The sequence below is a fragment of the Microtetraspora fusca genome, assembly GCF_001570365.1.
GTDB lineage: Bacteria > Actinomycetota > Actinomycetes > Streptosporangiales > Streptosporangiaceae > Microtetraspora > Microtetraspora fusca.
Genome location: NZ_BBYK01000055.1, coordinates 17,514 through 38,257, shown reverse-complemented (window position 1 = coordinate 38,257; position 20,744 = coordinate 17,514). Strand labels below are relative to the sequence as shown.

General features: G+C 71.1%; 19 protein-coding genes. 12 read left to right on the top strand and 7 right to left on the bottom strand.

Annotated features, from left to right (window positions below; translation table 11 throughout):
- Nucleotides 1-128 precede the first annotated feature (128 nt).
- Nucleotides 129-548, top strand: a complete 420-nt coding sequence (locus AWQ68_RS24390; protein WP_066944046.1) for a hypothetical protein — start codon at nt 129-131, stop codon at nt 546-548.
- 219 nt (nt 549-767) lie between these two features.
- Here the strand turns inward: AWQ68_RS24390 and AWQ68_RS24385 are convergent, their stop codons facing one another.
- From AWQ68_RS24385 to AWQ68_RS45200, 5 genes are all read right to left on the bottom strand, one after another.
- The gene (locus AWQ68_RS24385; protein ID WP_066944044.1) at nt 768-1,712 is read right to left on the bottom strand and encodes a ribose-phosphate diphosphokinase; all 945 of its coding nucleotides are present in this window, start codon (nt 1,710-1,712) and stop codon (nt 768-770) included.
- 147 nt (nt 1,713-1,859) lie between these two features.
- A complete protein-coding gene (locus AWQ68_RS42690) occupies nt 1,860-2,027 on the bottom strand; it encodes a hypothetical protein (RefSeq protein ID WP_157545649.1) in 168 nt (55 codons plus the stop codon).
- Between the two features lie 228 nt (nt 2,028-2,255).
- Nucleotides 2,256-2,555, bottom strand: coding sequence for a PadR family transcriptional regulator (locus AWQ68_RS24380; protein ID WP_066944042.1), 300 nt, complete (start codon nt 2,553-2,555; stop codon nt 2,256-2,258).
- 140 nt (nt 2,556-2,695) lie between these two features.
- Entirely contained in the window at nt 2,696-2,983 is a 288-nt protein-coding gene (locus AWQ68_RS42685; protein WP_157545647.1) for a hypothetical protein, read from the bottom strand.
- A gap of 145 nt (nt 2,984-3,128) precedes the next feature.
- Nucleotides 3,129-3,254 (bottom strand): LuxR C-terminal-related transcriptional regulator, encoded by a 126-nt coding sequence (locus AWQ68_RS45200; protein WP_373281541.1) that lies wholly within the window; start codon nt 3,252-3,254, stop codon nt 3,129-3,131.
- 249 nt (nt 3,255-3,503) lie between these two features.
- On the opposite strand from AWQ68_RS45200, the gene AWQ68_RS24375 reads away from it, so the two are divergent.
- The gene (locus tag AWQ68_RS24375) at nt 3,504-4,454 is read left to right on the top strand and encodes an RNA ligase family protein (RefSeq protein ID WP_066944040.1); all 951 of its coding nucleotides are present in this window, start codon (nt 3,504-3,506) and stop codon (nt 4,452-4,454) included.
- A gap of 115 nt (nt 4,455-4,569) precedes the next feature.
- On the opposite strand, the gene AWQ68_RS24370 is transcribed toward AWQ68_RS24375, so the two are convergent.
- Both AWQ68_RS24370 and AWQ68_RS24365 read right to left on the bottom strand, forming a co-directional pair.
- Entirely contained in the window at nt 4,570-5,019 is a 450-nt protein-coding gene (locus AWQ68_RS24370; RefSeq protein WP_066944038.1) for an archease, read from the bottom strand.
- 4 nt (nt 5,020-5,023) lie between these two features.
- Nucleotides 5,024-6,421: an RtcB family protein gene (locus AWQ68_RS24365; RefSeq protein WP_218007008.1), complete on the bottom strand. Its 1,398-nt coding sequence runs from the start codon at nt 6,419-6,421 to the stop codon at nt 5,024-5,026.
- A gap of 402 nt (nt 6,422-6,823) precedes the next feature.
- Here AWQ68_RS24365 and AWQ68_RS24360 point away from each other — a divergent pair, with 402 nt between their 5' ends.
- The 10 genes from AWQ68_RS24360 to AWQ68_RS24315 all read left to right on the top strand — a co-directional run bounded on the left by AWQ68_RS24360 (nt 6,824) and on the right by AWQ68_RS24315 (nt 20,726).
- Nucleotides 6,824-7,390 carry a hypothetical protein gene (locus tag AWQ68_RS24360; protein ID WP_066944034.1) on the top strand — a complete coding sequence of 189 codons (567 nt, stop codon included), beginning with the start codon at nt 6,824-6,826 and terminating at the stop codon, nt 7,388-7,390.
- Between the two features lie 195 nt (nt 7,391-7,585).
- The gene (locus AWQ68_RS24355; protein ID WP_066944033.1) at nt 7,586-9,244 is read left to right on the top strand and encodes a DUF885 domain-containing protein; all 1,659 of its coding nucleotides are present in this window, start codon (nt 7,586-7,588) and stop codon (nt 9,242-9,244) included.
- Between the two features lie 556 nt (nt 9,245-9,800).
- Nucleotides 9,801-11,312 (top strand): NAD(P)/FAD-dependent oxidoreductase, encoded by a 1,512-nt coding sequence (locus tag AWQ68_RS24350; RefSeq protein ID WP_169808979.1) that lies wholly within the window; start codon nt 9,801-9,803, stop codon nt 11,310-11,312.
- Nucleotides 11,309-11,584 (top strand): phosphopantetheine-binding protein, encoded by a 276-nt coding sequence (locus tag AWQ68_RS24345; RefSeq protein WP_066944029.1) that lies wholly within the window; start codon nt 11,309-11,311, stop codon nt 11,582-11,584. The genes AWQ68_RS24350 and AWQ68_RS24345 overlap by 4 nt, the downstream gene beginning before the upstream one ends.
- Before the next feature lie 7 nt (nt 11,585-11,591).
- Nucleotides 11,592-15,431 carry a non-ribosomal peptide synthetase gene (locus AWQ68_RS24340; RefSeq protein WP_066944027.1) on the top strand — a complete coding sequence of 1,280 codons (3,840 nt, stop codon included), beginning with the start codon at nt 11,592-11,594 and terminating at the stop codon, nt 15,429-15,431.
- On the top strand, nt 15,421-15,609 hold the full coding sequence (locus AWQ68_RS24335) for an MbtH family protein (RefSeq protein WP_066944025.1): 189 nt from the start codon (nt 15,421-15,423) through the stop codon (nt 15,607-15,609). The genes AWQ68_RS24340 and AWQ68_RS24335 overlap by 11 nt, the downstream gene beginning before the upstream one ends.
- Nucleotides 15,606-17,090: an amino acid adenylation domain-containing protein gene (locus AWQ68_RS24330; protein WP_066944023.1), complete on the top strand. Its 1,485-nt coding sequence runs from the start codon at nt 15,606-15,608 to the stop codon at nt 17,088-17,090. Before AWQ68_RS24335 ends, AWQ68_RS24330 begins: the two co-directional genes overlap by 4 nt.
- A 12-nt stretch (nt 17,091-17,102) precedes the next feature.
- The gene (locus AWQ68_RS24325; RefSeq protein WP_066944021.1) at nt 17,103-18,371 is read left to right on the top strand and encodes an ATP-grasp domain-containing protein; all 1,269 of its coding nucleotides are present in this window, start codon (nt 17,103-17,105) and stop codon (nt 18,369-18,371) included.
- Nucleotides 18,368-19,588: an MFS transporter gene (locus AWQ68_RS24320; protein ID WP_066944019.1), complete on the top strand. Its 1,221-nt coding sequence runs from the start codon at nt 18,368-18,370 to the stop codon at nt 19,586-19,588. The genes AWQ68_RS24325 and AWQ68_RS24320 overlap by 4 nt, the downstream gene beginning before the upstream one ends.
- 175 nt (nt 19,589-19,763) lie before the next feature.
- The gene (locus AWQ68_RS24315) at nt 19,764-20,726 is read left to right on the top strand and encodes a phosphotransferase (protein ID WP_066944017.1); all 963 of its coding nucleotides are present in this window, start codon (nt 19,764-19,766) and stop codon (nt 20,724-20,726) included.
- The last annotated feature ends 18 nt before the right edge of the window (nt 20,727-20,744 follow it).

Genomic DNA, 20,744 nt, shown 5'->3' with positions numbered 1-20,744 from the left:
AGAACGGCGCTGTCATGCCGGCTCAGGAGTGATCGGCCGTACGAGCGCGCCTCAGCGTATTGATCTTGCATGCGCCGATGACGGAAGATGCAGGGCCTGAAGGAGATTTCATCGGAGGAAAACGCATCATGCTCAAATCGCTGGCGATCGCCGCCGGCCTCGCGCTGGGGGCACTGGCCATCCCCGGCGCGGCCCACGCCGCGTCCGTCCCGTCGAATGCGACCGACTACTACCGAACCCGAATCATCGGGTTCGACGCCGGTCCGGAGCCGGTGAAGAAGGGGCGGCCGCTGACCGTCCACGGAACGCTGCAGTGGAAGGGGAAGACCTGGCAGCCGCTGAAGGGGGCCAAGGTGAAGATCGGATTCAGCCCCGGCTTGAAGAAGCCGCTGACCGTGGTGGCAACGGTGACCACCGACCGGTACGGGCGGTGGCACAAGACGTTCAAGGCCAAGAAGTCCGGCACCTGGTACGCCGTGGTTTCCTTCAAGGACACGGACCGCTACCTGTCGATCGCCACGAGCGGCGACTACGTCGAGGTCAGGTAGCGCGGACTCCGGTCGCCGTACCCCTCTGCACCGGCCCGGAAGCGGAGTGCCTGTCACTTATGTGACGGGGGATCGGCCTGCTTCCTGGAGAAACGCCGCAGGTTGATCCCGTCCAACGGGCCGTTGTGATCGGGAAGGATGCGGCCCAGGTCGAGGACTGCCCGTGACCTGGGCCTTCGGCGGGATGGCCGGGATCGCGCTATGGCGTGATTTATGTCGTCAAGGTGCGTCGAACAGGGCGCTGACCGATTCGCCGTCGTGGATGCGACGCATGGCCTCGGCGAGGGCGGGCGCGATCGACAGGACGCGGAGCTTGGAGCCGGGCGCGACCACCGGGACCGGCACCGTGTTGGTGCAGACGATTTCCGCCACGTCGGACTGGCTGCCGAGACGGTCGACCGCTCCGCCGGCGAACAGGCCGTGGGTGCAGGCGATGCGTATCGAGCCGACCTTGCGTTCTCGGAGCCGGTCCAGCAGCTCGATCACCGTCGTACCCTTGGCGATCTCGTCGTCCAGGACGATGACGTCCTTACCCGTGACATCGCCGATCACCGAGCTGATGGTGACCCGGTCGTCGCTCAGCCGCTGCTTGGCTCCCATCGCGACCTCGACGCCCAGGAGCCGGGCGAAGGCCGCGGCCTCCTTGGCGTTGCCCAGGTCGGGGGAGACGATGACGGTGTTGGAGAGGTCGTACTGGCGGAAATGCGCGGCCAACTCGCGCAGGGCGTGCAGATGATCGACCGGGACGCTGAAGAAACCGTGGACCTGGGGCGAGTGCAGGGTCATCGTGAGCACGCGGCTCGCCCCCGCGGCGACCAGGAGGTCGGCGACCAGGCGCGCGCCGATGGAGATGCGCGGAGCGTCCTTCTTGTCCGACCGGGCGTAGGCGAAGTGGGGCATCACCACGGTCGTCCTCGCGGCCGAGGCGCCCCGGGCGGCGTCCAGCATCAGGAGCAGCTCGACGAGGTGTTCCTGGACCGGAGGGACGAGAGGCTGGATGAGAAACACGTCGCGTTCTCGGCAGTTGGCCTGCAACTGCACTTCCAGGCAGTCGTTGGCGAAACGCTTGATTTGGACCGGATGCAGCGGGGTTCCCAAATGGGCGCAGATTTCGGCCGCGAGTTCGGGATGGGCGCTACCGCTGAATACGGTGATGTCTCGCACGAGGCGCTCCTTTTGTGGAGTGGTGCTCGACCGATTGGGCCAGCGGCATGCTACAGGTGGCCGCCGTCCGGTCCCCGCGCGCTTTGAAGCGTGATCTCCGGGCACGGACCCGCTTCGTGAAGGTCGTCTCCCGAGCCCGAACGTCGCCTATGCGTTCAGGCCGTTCAGGTCGTTCAGCGTCCACTTGTACGCCGACATGGGCAGGAGCAGGCCCGCGCTCACCAGAGTCGGTGAGGGGCCGAGGTGCCCGTTGGCCGCCGAGAGGGAGAGGACGACCGCCGCGGTCATCGCGGAGGTGGCGGTGAGCGTCCACATGCCCAGCCGGAGCCGCCGTCACCGCCGCCGCAGTCGTGGCCGCCCGCGCGTGCCGCTGAGAACGCGAGTCGGCGGGCCAGATGGCCGGATGCAGCCACATGGCGGCCACGCTCACCGCCAGATTGGGCCACGACCGTGCCCCCGCGGCCCTGATCTCGATCTCCAGGTCCGGCCCCCATCGCTGCCGGAAGGCGGGCGGATAGAGTCCGGCCAGCCGCCGGGCCAGGCTCATGCCGTACGCACCCCCAGGCTCTTCAGTCCGGCCGCGGCCACCCGCGCCATGGTGCGCAACTCCTGCTCCAGCACCTCGCGGCCCTGCGCGGTCAGGCGGACCGGGCGCTGGCGCCCGGTTCCCTCGACCGGCTCGATGAGGTTCTTGGCCTCCAGGCGGGTCAGTGCGCCGTAGAGGCTGCCCGGCCCCAGCCGTTGTCCCGTGAGCCGCTCGATCGCCGCGTTGATCGCGTACCCGTGCATCGGCCCGTCGGCCAGCGCGCACAGCACGAGCGTCTGCGAGTCGTTGGCTTGCATGGCTCTCAGGTTACTACGCGACAAGTAGTACGCGCTGTGTACCTATGCGCTTTATGAGGGCGGCCGTCCCGACTGAAAGAGAGCGGCACCGCCGAGGGGAAACTCGACGGTGCCGTCCGGTCGCTTATGTCGGCGCGTGGTTAGACCGGCTTCCAGTGCCAGGTGTTGCTGGGATAGCGGACGCACTTGTATCGCTTGGCGTGGGCCCTGGCCCGCATGGAGTATCCGTAGGCGTTGTGCTGGGCTTTGGAACAGAAGGCGCCGGGCGAGACGCAGTCCCAGTGTTTGTTGTGCAGGTAGTAGTACCTGCCTGACGGTTGCCTTTTCTGACACCAGCCGGCCGAGCTCGTGTGCGAATGCGTACCGGTGGCCGCGAAGGCGGGGGCGCCGGAGGTGAGCAGCAGTGTTGCCGCGGCAAAAGCCGCCATGATCGTTTTCCGCACATTGATCACATTAGTAATGGACGATCACATTTGGGGGACAAAACCGCAGCCGACCATCACCCGGGGCTCGCCGGAAACCCGCGCTCGGCGAGGTCGCCCCGGCACGTCGTATGACCGGTCCGTGGGCCGATCAGAGCCACCCCTTGCCCTCCGCGATCTCCACGGCCTCGGCCCTGGTCCGCGCGCCGAGCTTCTGGATGGCCGCGGACAGGTGGTCGCGCACCGTGCCGGCCGAGAGGTGGACGTCGCGGGCGATGTCCGCGATGGTGCCGTGGCCGCGCTGCCAGGGGATATGGGGTCACGTCCGCATCGGGAAATCGTGAGCGGTTCTCCCGGCGACGGGGCGGAAACGTAGCGCTCTACATTTTGATCTTTTTGCGGATAAGGTGCCTCTGGTCTGGTCCGGCGGCGAGGAGTCGGCTTCATATGTGGCGGTCACAAGCTGCCCGCCGAAGTGTCCCGGCCGGGCAGCAGGGCGCCCGGGCATGGAACGGAGGTCGGAACCGTGTGGTACCCGAAGATCCCGCAGCGGTTCGGCGACGGGCCGTTGCCCGGCGGGAGCTGGGTGGCCGAGGAGAAGGTGCACGGCGCGCATCTCGCGCTGGTCAGCGACGGCCGGACGGCACGGGCGGCCGGGCGGCGCGGGCTGTTGGACGAGGATCGGCTTGAGACTTTCTTCGGGCTGACGCGACTGTGGCCGGTGCTGGCGACAGCGGCGGCGGCAGCGGCCCGGGCCGCCGGACAGGACGTGATCCTGTACGGGGAACTGGCCGGCGGAGGCTATCCGCATCCGGAGGTGCCGCCGGTCGAGGACATCAGCCCGGTGCAGACCGGTGTGTGGTACAGCCCTGACCTGGTATGGCTGGCGTTCGACGGCGCTCTCGAAACACCGTCGGGACCACGCTGGATGAGCCACGCCGAGCTGGCGGAACTGGTGTCCGGTGTGGGCTTGGAGTGCGTGCCGCTGCTGGGGCAGGGCCATCGGCAGAAGCTAGGGGAGTTGACGGTGGGCTTCCCGACGCTCGTGCCCGGCGCACTGGGCCTTCCGGAACTCCCCGACAACCGCGCCGAAGGCTACGTCCTCAAGCCCGCCGGGTCTTGGCATACAGGCGAACGGGGACCACGGCCGGTACTGAAGGTCAAGCATCCCGACTTCGCCGAGGACGCCCGCTACAACGGCGCCCGGCCGTTCGTGCCGCCGCCCGGAGGAGTGACGGGAGTGCCGTCCTGGCTGGTGGCGGCCGCAGTAGAGCGGCTCACCCCGCCGCGGGCGGACGCGGCCCGCAGCAAGCTCGGCCCGGCCGCCGGCATCGCGGAGTTGGCCGCCGAGGTGGTGGCCGACCTGATCGCCGACCTCGACGACGACCTCGGCGGCCTGCCCGAGCCCGACCGCCGACGCCTGGCCGCCGCGCTCACGCCCGCAGCCCGCACGCTGGCCACATTCCACGATCACTGACGGTCCCTGCAGAACAGCCGTCCCCCTTGCCAGGGGCGGACCGCCCCGCTGAATCTCCCCGCCCCGGCACCGCTGCGGCCGCCGCTCGATCCAGCGGAACGAACGTTGCCCCCGGCTATACGTCAACCGTCACCGTGCAGACCCATCCTTCGGGTGAGCGGTCGAATCGCAGGTCATGGAGGGAGACTCCCTTGGGAACCGCCCCGATCTGGAGGACGGTCGCGACGTCGGTCATGCCCAGGGTCAGATGGAGCCCGTCCTCGTCCTCGTGGACGTCGACGCTGCAGGGAACGCGCGCGCCGGCGTCCAATTCATAGATCACTTCGTCGAGTGCGGCCAGGAGCTGGTCCTCCGGGGGCCCGACGTCGATATGGAGCGACCGAGTGCCGCACTGGACGGCTTCGGAGAGGTCGGCGAAGCCCTCAACCATCGCGCGTACGGCTTCCGCGACGCACTGGGCACGGGTTGGCGCCCACGCCCTGATGCGTACGTCCGCGGTGTGCGGCAGGGTGGTGTGGCCCTGGGTCGGGGGCGGTCCTTCATCGGGTTCGGGGTGCCGTTTCATATGGTCAGCCCTTCACCACGCCGAGCGGCACCAGTTTGGCGACGTTGCCGCACAGCCCGGCGCCGACGCCGGCGGCGACCACGGAATCGACGTCCTTGTAGGCGGTCGGAGTCTCCTCGGTCAGGCCGCGCCACGACGACGCTCGTACGGCGATGCCCCGCGCCTCCAGCCGGTCGCGCAGGTCGCGGCCCCGAACGGAGCGCGCGGCCTGGTGGCGGCTCTGGACCCGGCCCGCGCCGTGGCACGTGGAGTGGAAGGCGGGCCCGTCGGCCACCCCGGTGAGTACGTACGAGGCGGTGCCCATCGTGCCGGGGATGAACACCGGCTGGCCGAAGGGCGCCAGGTCGGCGGGGAGGTCAGGATGGTGTGGCGGGAGCGCCAGGGTGGCGCCCTTGCGGTGGACGCACAGCCGGTGGCCGTCGTGCTCCTCCAGCTTTGCCATGTTGTGTGACACGTCGTACACGAGGTCGAGGGCGGCACCGGTGACGCGGTCGAAGACGCGCCTGGCCGCCTCGGACAGCAGTTGGCGGTTGGCCCGGCCGTAGTTCGCGGCGGCGGCCATCGCCCCCAGATACGCCCGGCCCTCTGGTGAGTCGACGGGGGCGCAGGCCAACTGCCGATCGGGAACGTGGATGCCGTACCGTGCCATGGCCTTGTCCATGGCACGGACGTGCTCGCTACAGATCTGGTGCCCCAGGCCGCGCGAGCCACAGTGGATCATCACGCACACCTGCCCGAGCCGGAGGCCGAACGCGGCGGCCACCTCGGCGTCGTAGATCTCGGCGACGGCCTGGACTTCGAGGAAGTGGTTTCCCGAGCCGAGACTGCCGACCTGGGCGGCGCCTCTTTCGACGGCCCGGCTGCTGACCTGCGCCGGGTCGGCACCGGCGACCGCGCCCTGATCCTCGCACCGGTCGAGATCGCGGGGAACCCCGTGCCCCTGTTCCACGGCGTAGCGCGCCCCCTCGCGCAGCACACGGTCGAGCTGCGCGGACCCGGGCAGCGGCCACACGCCGCCGCGTCCGAGCCCGCGTGGCGTGGCCAGGTCGAGCTCGTCCATCAGCCGGTTCAGCCGAGGAGCGAGCTGATCACGCAGCAGGTCGGCGGCGAGGAGGCGAACCCCGCAGGAGATGTCGAATCCGACCCCTCCAGGGGAGACGACGCCCCCCGCCGCCACGTCCGTCGCGGCCACGCCGCCGATCGGGAAGCCGTACCCCCAGTGCAGGTCGGGCATGGCGTACGACGCCCGGACGATGTCCGGCAGAGTCGCCACGTTGGCCACCTGCCGCAGGGCCTCCTCTTCAGGAAGGAGGTCAGGGGTGGTGAACACGATCCCCGGCACCCGCATCGGCCCGTGCCGCTCGATCCGGAATCGGAACGGTGTCTCCTGAACGAGTTTCACGACTGGCCTGGTCCCATCGGTGAGTGATCGCCCCGGCCGGCTGTCTCCGTACTGCCTCTCCATCCACCCTCCGCCGAGCGCGGGCCGCCGTCCGCTGGCCAGAGGCCCGGATCGTCGGGACGAAAGTCCCTTCACAACGCCGTCTGGAGGCCGGTGCCGACGGCGCTCCGGCATCTCACGACTTGGGCTTGGCCGGCACTTCGCCGTCGACGAGGATGATGTGATGATCTCCCCCGAGCCACGCTCCACTACCGAGATTCGCGACTACCTCATCGGCGAACTGAATTCCGCGCTTCGCCGCCGCCGCCGGTTCGGACCCATCGTGGCCCCCTCCTTGATCGACGCTGTGGCCTGCTCATAAGGGGTTGACCTCCTGACGCCGACACCCGGCATCATCACCAGATGTTCGACTTCGGGATCGCCGGTTACAGGCCGGCATGGCTGAGTGGTCGTTTGGCGGTCGCTGCCGCTCATGGGCGGAGACTTGCCATGTTGGAAGGACGGAAGCTGACCCACGCCTTGCTGGTTTGGGACCTCGACGAGGACGCGTGGTTCTCCGACGGTGTGGTCCTCCTGGATTTCGACGGCGAACAGGTCGAGATCGTGCATCAGAAGTTCGACGAAATCTCGATCACATGGAACACCGTCGATCCCGGTCAGCCGCTCGATTGGGCCGGAGAGGCGTTCCGGCTCGCATGGCGTGAGGGTGTGCTCGACGAGTTGGCGCAGTTCAAGGGGCAGAGGTTACGGGCCGTGGAGCTTCTTGAATGGACCGATGAGAACGACATCGCACATGGGACGGTGGCCGTCGGCTTCGTTTTCCCGCATGGCCGCATGACGATCTACAACGCCCTCGATGAGAACGGAATGGAGTTCGGGCTTCCTGACCGACGGTGGGCGCGCCACAGGCTCGATCTGCCCCCTGGTGGCTCCACCGAGCCGGCCGTCGGGCCGTCGCGGCCGGAATAGCCGGAATGGATCGACCGCCGGTCCGCCCGCCGGCGCCGTTCTTACGGTGGCATCCATAGGCGCCCAGGGGCGCTGGCGGCCGGTTGGAGAGGCGTCGAGGATCGGTTCCGGAGACCTGTTCCACGGGTCTGATCGTGTTGTGCGGCACGGTTTTCCCGAGGGCCGGGCCGGGGGCGCTTGGGTATCGTCCAGAGAATGATCCCCCCAACTGTGCACCACATCTGCGACAGCTACGTCGACGACTACGCGCGGTTGAATCCGATCGCCGCCACCGAGTCCGGCATCCGCGGCCACGACGACCGACTCCCCGACCTGTCCCCCGACGGCCACCGCGCCCGTGCGGAGCTGGCCAGGAGCGCGCTGGCCCGGATCTCCGCCGCCCGCGCGGCCGACGAGAGCGAGCGCGTCGCGCAGGCCGTGTTCGCCGAGCGGATCGGCCTGCGAGTGGAGGAACACGAGGCCGGCTCGCCGCAGGCGGAGCTCAACGTGATCACGAGCCCCGTCCAGAGCATCCGCTGGGTGTTCGACCTGATGCCCACGGCGACGGCCGAGGACTGGGCGGTCATCGCCAGGCGACTCGGCGCGGTGCCGGACGCGCTGGCCGGATACCGCGCGTCGTTGTCGGCGGCGGCCGACGAGGGCCGGGTGGCCGCGGCACGGCAGGTACGGCGGGCCATCGGGCAGTGCGAGACCTGGTCCGCCCCCGACGGCTTCTTCGCCGTCTTCACCCGGTCGGCCGAGGTGGGGGACGCCCTGCGCGCCGAGCTGGAGACGGCGGCGCGGACGGCGGCCGCGGCCTACGCCGAGCTGGCCGCCTTCCTCCGCGACGAGCTGGGGCCCAGGTCCCGGAGCGAGGACGCGATCGGCGCGGAGCTGTACGGACTGGCGTCGCGGTCGGCCCTCGGGGCGAGGCTGGACCCGCGCGAGGCGTACGCGTGGGGCTGGGAGGAGTTCCACCGCATCGAGGCGGAGATGGCCCGGCTCGCCGACCGGATCCGGCCCGGGGCCGGTCCCGCCGAGGCCGCGGCGGCGCTGGACGCCGATCCCCGCTATCGCGTGCTCGGCCAGGACGGATTCCAGGCGTGGATGCGGGAGTTGTCCGGCCGGGCGCTGGACGACCTTCGCGGCACCCATTTCGACATCCCGGACGAGCTAATGCGGCTGGACTGCCGGATCGCGCCGCCAGGCGGCGGGACGGGCGCCTACTACACGAATCCCACCGAGGACTTCAGCCGGCCCGGCACGATGTGGTGGTCGCTGCCGGAGGGCGAGGAGGAGTTCTCGGTCTGGCGCGAGGCCAGCACCGTCTACCACGAGGGCGTGCCCGGACACCACCTGCAGATCGGCACGGTGGTGGCGACATCCGGCCTCAACCGGTTCCAACGGCTGCTGTGCTTCATCGACGGTCACGGCGAGGGATGGGCGCTCTACGCCGAGCGGCTGATGCGCGAGCTCGGCCATCTCGACGACGCTCCGCTGCTCGGCATGCTGAACAAGAGCCTGTTCCGGGCCGCCCGGGTGGTGCTCGACATCGGCCTGCATCTGAAACTGGAGATTCCGGCGGGCACCGGCTTCCACGAAGGGGAGCGGTGGACGCCCGAACTGGGGGTGGAGTTCCTGACCACCAGGACGCTGACGGACCGGGTCCGCGCGGCCGACGAGATCGACCGCTATCTCGGCTGGCCGGGGCAGGCGTCCGCGTACAAGCTCGGGGAGCGGCTCTGGCTCGACCTGCGCGAGGAGGTCAGGGCCAGGCGGGGCGCCGCGTTCGACCTGAAGGACTTCCACACCCGGGCGCTGCGCGGCGGCCCGGCCGGGCTCGACACCATGCGAGAGCTTCTCGCCGATCTCTGATATCGGGAACCGCGCCGTTTTCGGGGCGCATCCGAATATCCCGCGCCGCCCCGCCGCCTCATGATCCGAGTCGGCGCCGGGCGCCATGTGACCAGCGGATCCGGTTTTCGGTCGCGAATATACGCGAGTTCTATTCGCCCCCGGATAATGGTGCGAGCCGAATCTGACAAGCGATTTCATCCCTTGCGGGGCGCCGACCCCGTGGTTACAGTTGTCAACTGGTTCAGGAAGTCAGTCAATGTCAATTGTCGAGCCTCCGGGGTGGGGAGAACGGCTCGGCAATCGATCGGGGGAATGACAATCGACATGTAGCGGACGCCGACCGGCTCACACCGAGACTTCCCGTCGCCCGTTCTTTTCCGGGCCATCGACCTCGCCTCCATGTCGGGGAGCACGCGAGAAAGTGTCCCACCGCGATTCATGAAATCGCGGCGAACCGTCGTGCGCGCCTCGTGCCGCACCGCCGAATTCGGGCGGTTGAATTCAAGAACGGCTCTCCGGAATTCGCGCGGCGGTTCGCGATTCAGTCACGACCATTTCCGTGAAGGGGTTCACTGTGCGAAAAGAAGGTGTAAGCAAGACAGAACGACCGACTCAGGCCGACGTCGTCATCGTCGGCAACGGCGCTCTCGGCCTGTTCCTGGCCGACGAGCTGGTCGAGCGCCGGATCGGCTCCGTCGTCGTGGTCGGCCCGAGCGACCGCGAGGCCGGTGCGAGCCAGGCCGCCGGCGCCATGCTCGGCTGCTTCGGCGAGACCACCACGGAGTCGCTGCGCACCGACGCCTCCCGCACCCGGTTCGAGCTCGGCGTCGCGGCCCACGACCGCTGGCCCGACGTGCTCGACCGGCTTGAGGGGTACTCCCGGACCGGCTCTCCGCTGATGGTCACCCCCGAGACCCACGTGGTGCTCAACTCGATCGGCGCCGACCTCGACACGGTCAACTTCTCCGCGATGATCGAGGCTCTCGACGAGTACGGCAAGCCGTGGGAGGAGATCGACCCCAGGGAGATCCCCGGCTTCCGGCCCCGGCTGGACACCCGCGCGCTGCGCGCCGTCCACCTGCCGGCCGAAGGCGCAGTGGACGCGCGCGGCGTGCTGGCCGCGCTGGACGCCCGGCTGCGCGCCACCGGCGCGATCATGGTCGACCAGACGGTCCGCACGCTCGTCAGGAACGACGGGGAGATCACCGGCGTCGAGCTGGACGACGGCCACGTCATCGAGGCGGGCACCGTGGTCGTCGCGGTGGGCGCGCGCAGCGAGGCGCTGGTGCGGACCGCGCTGGACGACCTCGACATGGTGCCGAGTTTCCCCGGGCTGGGCTTCGCCATGTTGGCCCGCCGTACGGGAGGGGAGCCGTTCCGCAGCGTGGTCCGCACGCCCAACCGCGGCTTCGCCTGCGGGCTGCACGTCGTGCCGGGCCCCGGCGACCTGGAGTACTACGGCGCCACGAACCGTCTGGTGGACCACGTCTCCAGCGTGACCTGGATGGCCGACGTCCGTTTCCTCGCGCAGTACTCGATGCAGCAGCTCGACGAGCGGGTCGCCTCGCACGAGGTCACCAGATGGCTGGCCGGGAACCGCCCGGTGACGCTCGACGGCTTCCCGTTGATCGGGTGGCTGCCGTTGGCCGGCCTGTACCTGCTGACCGGGACCTATCGTGACGGTTTCCACTGTGCTCCGCTGCTGGCCGAGCACGTCGCCAACGAGCTGCAGGGCAAGCCGGGGACCATCGACCCGATGTTCAAGCCGACCCGGCGGCCGATCGAGACCCGCACGATCGAGTGGTCGATCAACGAGTACGTCGAGCACAACCTCGCCGGCTGGTTCGAGACCGGCGCGGAGGCCGCGCCGCAGATGACCACGGCGCAGATCGCCGACTACTACCGGGTCATGGCCACGAAGTTCTACGACACGATGGGCATCGACTACGCGCTCGGCCCCGACATCCTCTGGTACGCGCAGGGCAGCCTGCTCGGGGCGCGGCGGGTCGCGCGCTACTTCCACCGGCTGGCCGGAGGGAACGGCTCGCAGCCGGCGGGCACGGCGACGGGGGAGGCGCGGCGATGACCGTCTCCCAGGAGCCGGTGGCGGAGACCGTCCGGCTGATCGTGGACAAGCAGCTCAACCTGTCCGCCCACGGATACGAGTTCGGCGCGGACGACGACCTGTGGGCGCTGGGCATGACGTCCCTGACCTGCATGGGGCTCATGCTCGCCATCGAGGACACCTTCCGGATCGAGCTGCCGGAGGAGGCGCTGAAGGAGGGCACCTTCCGCACCGTCGGCACGATCACCGCGGCCGTCGAGGCGGCGCGGCCCACGTCCGGGACGAAGGTGTAAGAGGAAGATGCCGAGGTTCGAGCCGCGCCCGACGAATCCGTTCCCGTTGCTCGCCGACCGCACGGAGGGCAACCGGGCGGCGCGCGACTTCCCGCTGTCGGCGGGGCAGGAGCGCCTGTGGTGGCTGCGCCAGCTGGATTCGTCACACGACCAGTACCACATCACCGGAGGCTGGCGGTTTCCCGCGGGGCTCGATCCCTCGGCGATCGCCACGGCGCTCGCCGGTCTGGCGCGTCGCCACGACATCCTGCGCACCCGGTTCGTCCTGCGGCCCGACGGGACGACCGCGCAGGAGGTCGCGGCGGAAGTGGAGATCCCCGTCGTCTGGGCGGGGCGCGAATGGCGGGCGGCCGTCGAGCGGGCCGCGTCCGAGCCGTTCGACCTGTCGCGGCCGCCCCTGATACGGGTGGTCGCGGCGGAGTCGGAGGACGGACCCGGCCTGTTCGTGGCGCTCCACCACATCGTCACCGACCGGTGGTCGATGGACGTGCTGGCCCGCGACCTGTTCGAGCTGTACGACGCGGCGCTGGCCGGGCGGGCGCCGCGTCTGCCCGAGCTGGCCGTGCAGTACGGCGACTACGCCCGCTGGCAGCGGCGCCTGCTGGACTCCGACCTGCTCCGGCCGGGCCTGGAGTACTGGCGGCGGACGCTGGCGGGCTGCGAGCGGCTGGAGCTGCCGACCGACCGGCCGCGTACGGCGGCGGCCGACGCGACGGGCGCGAGCGTGGTGGTCGAGCTGCCGGAGGAGGCGACGGCGGCGATGACGGCGGTCGCCTGGCGGGCCAGGGCGAGTCCCGGCGTGGCGGTGACGGCCGCGCTGGTCGCGGCGCTGAGCGCCTTCACCGGCCAGGACGACGTCGTCATCGGGGCGATCGTCTCCGACCGTCCCCGCCCCGAGTTGCAGGACCTGATCGGCTTCTTCGTGAACACCGTGGTCCTGCGCGTGGACGCGTCCGGCCGGGAACTGACCTTCCGCGACGTGGTGGCCCGTACCCGTGACATGTGGATGGCGGCCGACGCGCACCAGGACGTGCCCTTCGAACGGATCGTGGGCGCGGTGGGTGCGGGGGCGGAACAGCAGCGGAACCCCGTCTTCGACGTCGTGGTCAACCACGCGGGGGACCGCACCGCGCTGGCGGAGGCTCCCGGCGCGCCGACGTGGTGGTATCCGGCGCTACCGGTGACCGCCCGGTTCGACCTGTCGCTCACCACGCAGCTCCTGGACGGCCGGTTGCGCGCCACGTTCGTCTACCGGCCCGCACTGTTTGACGAGACGACGATCGCCGCGCTGGCGGACCGCTACATCCGGCTGCTGACCCAGGGGGCCGCGGCGCCCGATCGGCCGCTGCACGAGCTGGCCCTGGCCGGGGAGTCCGGGGTGCCGCTCGGCGGCGAGGACCCGGCGCCGCGGGCCACCGTCGTCGAGCTGGTCGAGGCGCGGGCGGCCCTCCACCCGGACGACGTCGCGGTCGTCGGCGCGGGAGGCGAGCTCTCGTACGGCGAGCTGAACCGGCGGGCGAACCGGCTGGCCCGGCACCTGATGAAGCGCGGCGTGGGACGCGAGCGGGTGGTGGGCGTCTGCCTGGACCAGACCGTCGAACGGTTCGTCGTCCTGCTCGCCGTCGCCAAGTGCGGCGCCGCCTATTTCCCACTGGATCCGGATTTTCCGCCCGACAGGCTCCGATTCATGCTGTCCGACGCGGGCGCGGTGCTCACGATCGTCGGCCCGTCGCTCGGTCACCGGCTCCCCGCGGACGCCACGCCGCTGCTGGTGCTCGGCGAGCCCGACCTGAGCGACTACGACGACGGGAACCCACCCCTGGCCGCGCGGCCGGGCGATCTGGCCTACCTGATCTCCACCTCGGGCTCGACCGGCGCCCCCAAGTCGGTCGCCGTCCCGCATCAGGCGCTCAGCAGGCTCGTCGCCGGCGCCCCGCGGTACCTCGACATCGGCCCCGGCGCGACCTTCCTTCAGGCGGGACCGCTCACCTTCGACGTGTCGGTGCTGGAGTGGACCCCGCTCGCGCACGGCGGGCGCGTGGTGGTGACCGGCACCGGCGCGCTCCTGGAGGACCTGGAAGCCGTCGTGCGTGACCACGGCGTGACCACGCTCAAGCTGGTCTCCCCGCAGCTCGACCTCCTCGTCGAGCGGGACCTGTCGGCGCTGTCCGGCCTGCGTCAGCTCGTCGTCGGCGGCGACGTGGTCAACCCAAGGAGCTTCCGGACCGCGAGCGAGCTGCTCCCCGGCTGCCGGGTCATGGCCTCGTACGGCCCCACCGAGTGCACCGTGCTCGCCACCGTCTTCGGCGGGGACTCGTGGAGCGGGCGTGTGCCCATCGGCCACGCCATCCCGCACACCCGCGTGTACGTCCTGGACCGCGACCTCAACCCGGCCCCGGTCGGCATGCGGGGCGAGATCTACCTCGCCGGCGACGGTCTGGCGCGCGGCTACCACGGCCGTCCGGGGTTGACCGCGCAGGCGTTCGTCCCCGATCCGTACGGCCCGCCGGGGGCGCGCATGTACCGCACCGGCGACGTGGGCCGCCGCCTGCCCGGCGGCGCGATCGACTTCCTCGGCCGGGCCGACCGCCAGGTGAAGGTCCGCGGCTACCGCATCGAGACGAGCGAGATCGAGCACGCCCTGCTGCGGCTCGGCGCCACCTCGGCCGTCGTGCTCCGCGCCGAGCTGGACACCGGCCCCGCGCTGGTCGCCTACGTCGTCACCGACGAGTCCGTGGACGTCCCGGCGCTGCGCGGTCGGTTGCGCGCCACGCTGCCCGCCTACATGATCCCCGACCATCTCGTCCGGATCCCGCGCGTCCCGCTGACCGCCAACAACAAGGTGGACCGTACGGCGCTGCCGCCGGTCACGCCGACGCGGTCCGCCGCGGCCGCGCCGGCGGAGAGCGGGCTGGAGGCGCGCGTCGCGGAGGCGTGGTCGGACGTGCTGGGCCGGGCCCTGGCGGCAGGCGAGGACTTCTTCGACCACGGCGGCCACTCCCTGCTGGTGCCGCGGGCGACCGCGGCGGTCAGGCGGCTGCTCGGCCGGGAGGTGCCGCTCCGGCTCATGATGCGGCACCGCACGCCCGCCGCCTACGCCGCCGCCCTGCTGGCGGGGAGCCTGCCCGGCCTCGGCGCGGACTCCCGCCTGGAACGGCGGACCTGGCACAGCCGGACGCTGGGCGGCGAGCGCCGGGTGGACCTGTTCGTCCCGGCCGGAGCGTCCGGCGAGACGAGGATCCTGGTGGTGCTCGACGGCTCGGAGTTCGTGGACGTCATGCGCCTGCCCGCCATCGTGGACCGGCTCGTCCGCGACCGCCGCGTCCCCCCGACCGCGGCGGTGTTCATCAGCCCCGCCGACTGGTCGTCCCGCAGGCGGGAGCTGCTCGACGAGGCGTACGCGGACGTGCTCGCCGACGAGCTGATCCCCCAGGCGCGGACCTGGCTGGGAGAACGGTGGCGGCCGGGTGGGGCGACCGCCGTCGGCGCGAGCCTCGGCGCGGTCGCGGCCCTGCGCGCCGCGTTGCGCCGTCCGGACTCCTTCGAGGGGGCGGTCGCCCTGTCCGGCCCGCTGAGCGAGCACCGGCTCGGCCCGGCGGCCTCCTCCTCCGTCTCCCCGGCCCGGCTGTTCCTTTCCGCGAGCCGGGAGGAGGCCGACATCGTGCTCGACGACGGCCTCAGCCTGGTCGAGGCCGTCAAACGCACCGGGGAGGAACTGGCCGGCCGGGGTCACGAGGTGCGGTGCGCGTACGGCGACGGCGGCCACACCTACGCCGCCTGGGAGTCGATGCTCCCGCACGCCATCTCATGGGTGTTGAGAGAGGACCGAGCGCGAGATGTTCGATGACGGCGAGTTCCACGTCGTGATCAACGACGAGGAGCAGTACTCGATCTGGCCGGTCGGCCGGGACATCCCGGTGGGCTGGCGGGTCGCCGGCCCCACCGGGCCGAAGTCGGAGTGCCTGGCCCACATCGACGCGGCCTGGACCGACATGCGGCCGCGGAGCCTGCGGGAGGAGGCGTGACGCCGACCGTATGCGACCTGTTCGAGCGGCAGGTGCGGGACCGGCCGGACGCCGTGGCGGTCAGGACCGCCGACCGGTCGTGGACGTACGCGGAGTTCGGCGACCTCACGGCCCGGCTGGCCGTCCGGTTGAGGCGCGGCGGCGCCGGTCCCGGGAGCGTCGTCGGGCTGATCGCGCCCCGCGGGCCGCAGGCGCTGACCGGCATCGTGGCCGTCCTGCGCTCCGGCGCCGCCTGCCTGCCGCTGGATCCCGCCGACCCGCCGCTGCGCAACCGGGAGATCCTCGACGACACCGGATGCGAGCAGGTGCTCGTCGCCTCCCCCGCCGACTGGCTGCCCGGCGCCCAGCTCATCGACGACCCCACGCTGGCGGACGAGGAGACGGGCCCGCTGGGCGCGCCGAGCCCGCTCGACCTGGCGTACGCGATCACCACCTCGGGCTCGACCGGACGTCCCAAGGTCGTGGGCGTGCCGCACGAGGGCATCGCCAACCTGCTGGCGGCCTCGTTCGAGGACCTCGACCTGATCAGGCCGGACGACGTCATGTTGTGGACGCTCCCGGTCACCGTGGACAGCACGATGCACGACGTGCTGATGCCGCTCTGTTGCGGCGGCTGCGTCGCCGTTCCCGACGGCGGCGAGCTGCCCGCCACCCGGATGGTGCACGCCGTACGGGCCCTGGGCGCGACCGCGCTGGAGATCCCGGCCGCCGTGCTGGGGCCGTACGGCCGGTCCCTGCTGCCGCGGCTGGCCGAGGCCGGGGTGCGGCTGGTGATAACCGGCGGTTCACAGCTCGACGGCCCCGGTCTCGCCGACGCGGACCCGCTGGTGGTCTACAACGGGTACGGCCCCACCGAGACTTCGGTCGCGCCCCTGTGGCACAGGTGCGACAAGGCCACGCCCCGCTGGGCGCCGATCGGCCGGCCGATCCGCGGCATCCGGGCCCACGTCCTCGACGAGGAGCTGAACCCCGTCCCCGACGGCGCGGACGGCCAGCTCTACATCGCCGGTGCCGGCCTGGCCAGGGGCTACCTCGGGTTGCCGGGCCGTACGGCGGCGGTGTTCCTGCCCGATCCGTTCGCCGACGCCCCCGGCGGGCGCATGTACGCCACGGGGGACCGCGTACGGCGGGGGCCCGACGGCGAGTACGTCTTCCTCGGCCGCGTCGACGACCAGATCAAGATCAGCGGGTTCCGCGTCGAGATCGGGGAGGTGGAGCACGCCCTGCGCGAGTGCCCGGGAGTGGTCGACGCCGCGGTGCTGCCGCGCCAGGACGCGCCGGGCGGCGCCGCCGTCGTCGCCTTCCTGGTCGGCACCCCGTGCCCCGACGACGAGATCGCCGGCCACCTGCGCGACCGGCTGCCGCACCACATGGTGCCGCGTTTCTACGTCTGGCTGGACCGCCTTCCCCTCAACCGTCCGGGGAAGATCGACCGCGCGGCGCTCGCGACGATCCCGTTCGTGAACGCGCCGGCCACCTGAGGAGGATCGACGATGTCGCGTGAATCCACGCACGCCGCACCCCGGCCGACGGGGCGGCCCACGATAGCCGTGGTCGGCGGCAAGCCCAAGCTCGTGCGCAAGGCCCATGAGCTCGGCATGGGCGTTGTCTACATCCAGCACCCCGACCAGTACGACCGGGCCCACTGGCCGTACGTTGATCAGGCGTTGCTCATCGACTACACCGACACGGAACGGCTGCTGCCGCTGGTGCGGGCGCTCCACCAGGTTCATCCGCTCGACGGCGTCGTGTCGCTGTACGAGCTCGGCGTCCAACCGGCGGCGCTGATCGACCGGATGCTCGGACTGGGCGGCTACTCGGTGGAGACGGTGGACCTGCTGCTGGACAAGTGGCGGATGAGACAGCGGCTCAACGCGCTCGGCATCAGCCCGGTGGCCGCCGCCGTCGGCGAGACCGAGCGGGACCTGTGGAACTTCGCCGCCGACCACGGGCTGCCGTTCTTCGTGAAACCGATCTGCGAGGCGGGCAGCATCGGCGTGTTCGCCGTACGCGACGAGGCGGACCTGGTCGCGATCCCGGCGCGTTTCCGCGAGCTCGAAGCGCGGTTCGACCGGGCGGACCTGGCCGGCCCCCTCGACCGGTTTCTCATGGAGGAGTTCCTGGACGGGCCCGAGATCAGCGTGGAGACGTTGAGCTTCGACGGACGCCACGTCCTCGTCGGGGTGACGGACAAGGTGCTCGGCGGGCCGGGCTTCGTGGAGGTCGGCCACTCCTCTCCGAGCCGTCACCCGGCGGCGCTGCTGCGCGAGGCCGAGCGGCTGGTCATGACCTTCCTCGACGCGGTCGGCCTGCGGCACGGCCCCGGGCACACCGAGATCAAGCTGACCGGCCGCGGCCCCCGGATCGTCGAGTCGCACACCCGCATCGGCGGCGACCGCATCAACGAGCTGACCGAGATCGCGTACGGCGTCGACATGGACCGGTACGCGCTCGGCGCGCGGCTCGGGATGGTCGAGCCGCTGGCCCGCTCGCCCCTGCCTCGGGCCGGGGCCGCGATCCGCTTCCTCACCCCTCCCCCCGGAAAGGTGGTCGAGGTGGCCGGCGCAGACGCGGTCCGGGCCGACCCCGCGCTGGTCGAGCTGGAGATCTCGGTCGGGCCCGGGGACGAGGTGCCCCGGCTCACCTGGAGTGAGGAACGGGTCGGGCACGTCATCGCGCGGGGCGAGACGGCGGAGGAGGCCGTCGCCAACTGCGAGCGGCTGGCCGCCGCGGTACGCATCCGCACCGAGGCCGCTTCGTGAGCGTCGAGGCGCCGCCGGAGGACGAGAGCCGGCCACGTTTCCGCGACACCGTACGGCGACTGCCCGCGACGGTGTGGATCGTCAGTTTCGGCATCCTGGTCGTCCGGATCGGCAACTTCCTGCCGATCTTCATGGTCCTCTACCTGACCAGCCGGAACATCCCGCCGGCGGCCGCCGGGCTGGTGCTCGGCGCGGCCGGGCTGGGCAACGTCCTCGGGAACACGATCGGCGGCTACCTCGCCGACCGGATCGGACGCCGCTGGACCATCACGCTGTCCATGGTGGCGACGGCGGGGCCGACCGCCGTCATCCCGCTGTTCGACTCGCTGCCCGTGCTCATCCCGCTGGCCTTCCTGACCGGGATGGCCTCCCAGATCTACCGCCCCGCGTCGGCCGCGCTGCTGGTGGACGCCACGACGACCGACCAGCAGCGGCTGGCCGCCTTCGCCGTGCACCGGTTCGCGATGAACATCGGTGCCGCGGTCGGCGGGGTGCTCGGCGGCTTCCTCGCCACGGTCTCCTACCAGGCGCTGTTCCTCGGCAACGCCGTCGCCTGCCTGCTGTTCGCCGCGATCGCGGCCGTGATGCTGCGGAACGTGACCCTCGCCCGCGCCGGCCGGGGGGCGGGCCCCGCCTCCGACGCGCCGGAGCCGAGCTATCGTCAGGCGCTCGCCGACCGCCGCCTGCGGCGCTTCCTGGTCATGACGTTGATCGCGGAGTTCGTGTACATCCAGTCCACCGTCGGCCTACCGCTGCACGTGGACGCCCACCACATGTCTCCGGCCGATTTCGGCCTCCTGATGGGCCTCAACGGCGTGCTGGTCCTGCTGCTCGAACTGCCGATCACCGGCATGGTCTCCCGCCGCCCCCCGGGGCCCGTCCTCGCCCTGGGCAACGTCCTGACCGGAGCCGGCCTGGCCATGACCGGCCTCTTCGGCGACATGCGCTGGCTGGCCGCCACCGTCCTGCTGTGGACCCTCGGCGAGATGCTGTACGCCTCGATGGCCAGCGCCTACCTGGGCGGCCTGGCCCCGCCGTCCATGGGCGGCCGCTACCAAGGTCTGTACGGCGCGGCCATCACGGCGGGCACCGGCGTCGGCCCCGTCGTGGGCGGCGCGGTCTACGCCCTCGGCGAGTGGGCCCTGTGGGCCGTCTGCGCGATCGGCGGCCTGGTCTCCGCCTGGCTCTGCCTGCCGAGCAGGAAAGCGGCGGCATGACCGGACTGGCGCAGGCGGGTTTTCCGAGGTCGGTGCTGTGACCCATTGGTTCAGTCACGGCTGGGCGGGGAGGAACAGCCGATCTTAAATCGATGGCGCTCCCGGAAGGGCGCCGTTAGCCTGGCGCCCGATTCTGACCCCGGCTTCCGGGCCTGCCCGACCCATGGGAACAACGATGAACTGGAACGCCGCCCTCCCTGACGATTGGGAATCACGGGTCCGCTCCGCGCTCGCGAGCGTCCGCGACGATCTCGCGCATGGTGCGCTGCGCCCGCTGGGCGCGGGAATGGAAAGCGTCGCCCTCCGACTCGACGCCCCAGGCGGCGATGGCGGCACGCCGTTCGTCCTGCGCTTCCCACGCAACGAGGACGGCGCCGAGGGGATCGCCTGCGAGGCCGCCCTCCTGCCAGAACTCGCCGGACATCTCCCGCTTCCGATCCCGCAGTTCGCCTTCACCGCCCCCAATCCGCTCGGACCCGGAGAGTTCTGCTGCTATCCCGCCGTACCGGGTGAATCGCTGCCGGAGGAGGAGTGGCACCGGCGCGGGCTGCTGGACGAACCCGCGCCGATCCGCCGCGTCGCCGCACTCATCGACGCGATTCACGCCTTCCCGACCGGACGCGCACGCGAGCTCGGCGTCCCTGAATGGGATCCGCGGGCGGAGTTCGGTGAGAGCCTGGCCCTGCTGCGCGCCGAGGTCGTCCCCGCGCTGCCGTCGGGCGAGTCCCGGGTACTGCTCGCCGCCTTCGAGACCTACCTCGGCGACGACTCCTGCTTCGACTACGAGCCGGTGCTGATCCACGCCGACATCAGCCTCGACCACCTCCTCGTGACCGGCACGGACGTCACCGGCTTGATCGACTTCGGTGACACCGCGATCGGCGACCCGGACTACGACCTGTGTTACCTGTGGTCCGAGACGGGGCCGGCGTTCATCCGGCGGCTTCAGGAGCTTCGCGGCGTGCCGTTCACCGACGGTCTTGAGCGCAAGCTCCGCTTCTGGGAGCTGGCGGACGCGGCCGAGGACGTCCTGCACGGCATCGAGCACGGCCTTTCCGAGTTCCGCGACCAGAGCCTCGCCCTGCTCCGTGGCCTCCTCGCGGAGAGGGCGTCGTCCGGGCGACCGGATGAATCGTGACCAGGGCCGGCAGCGTAG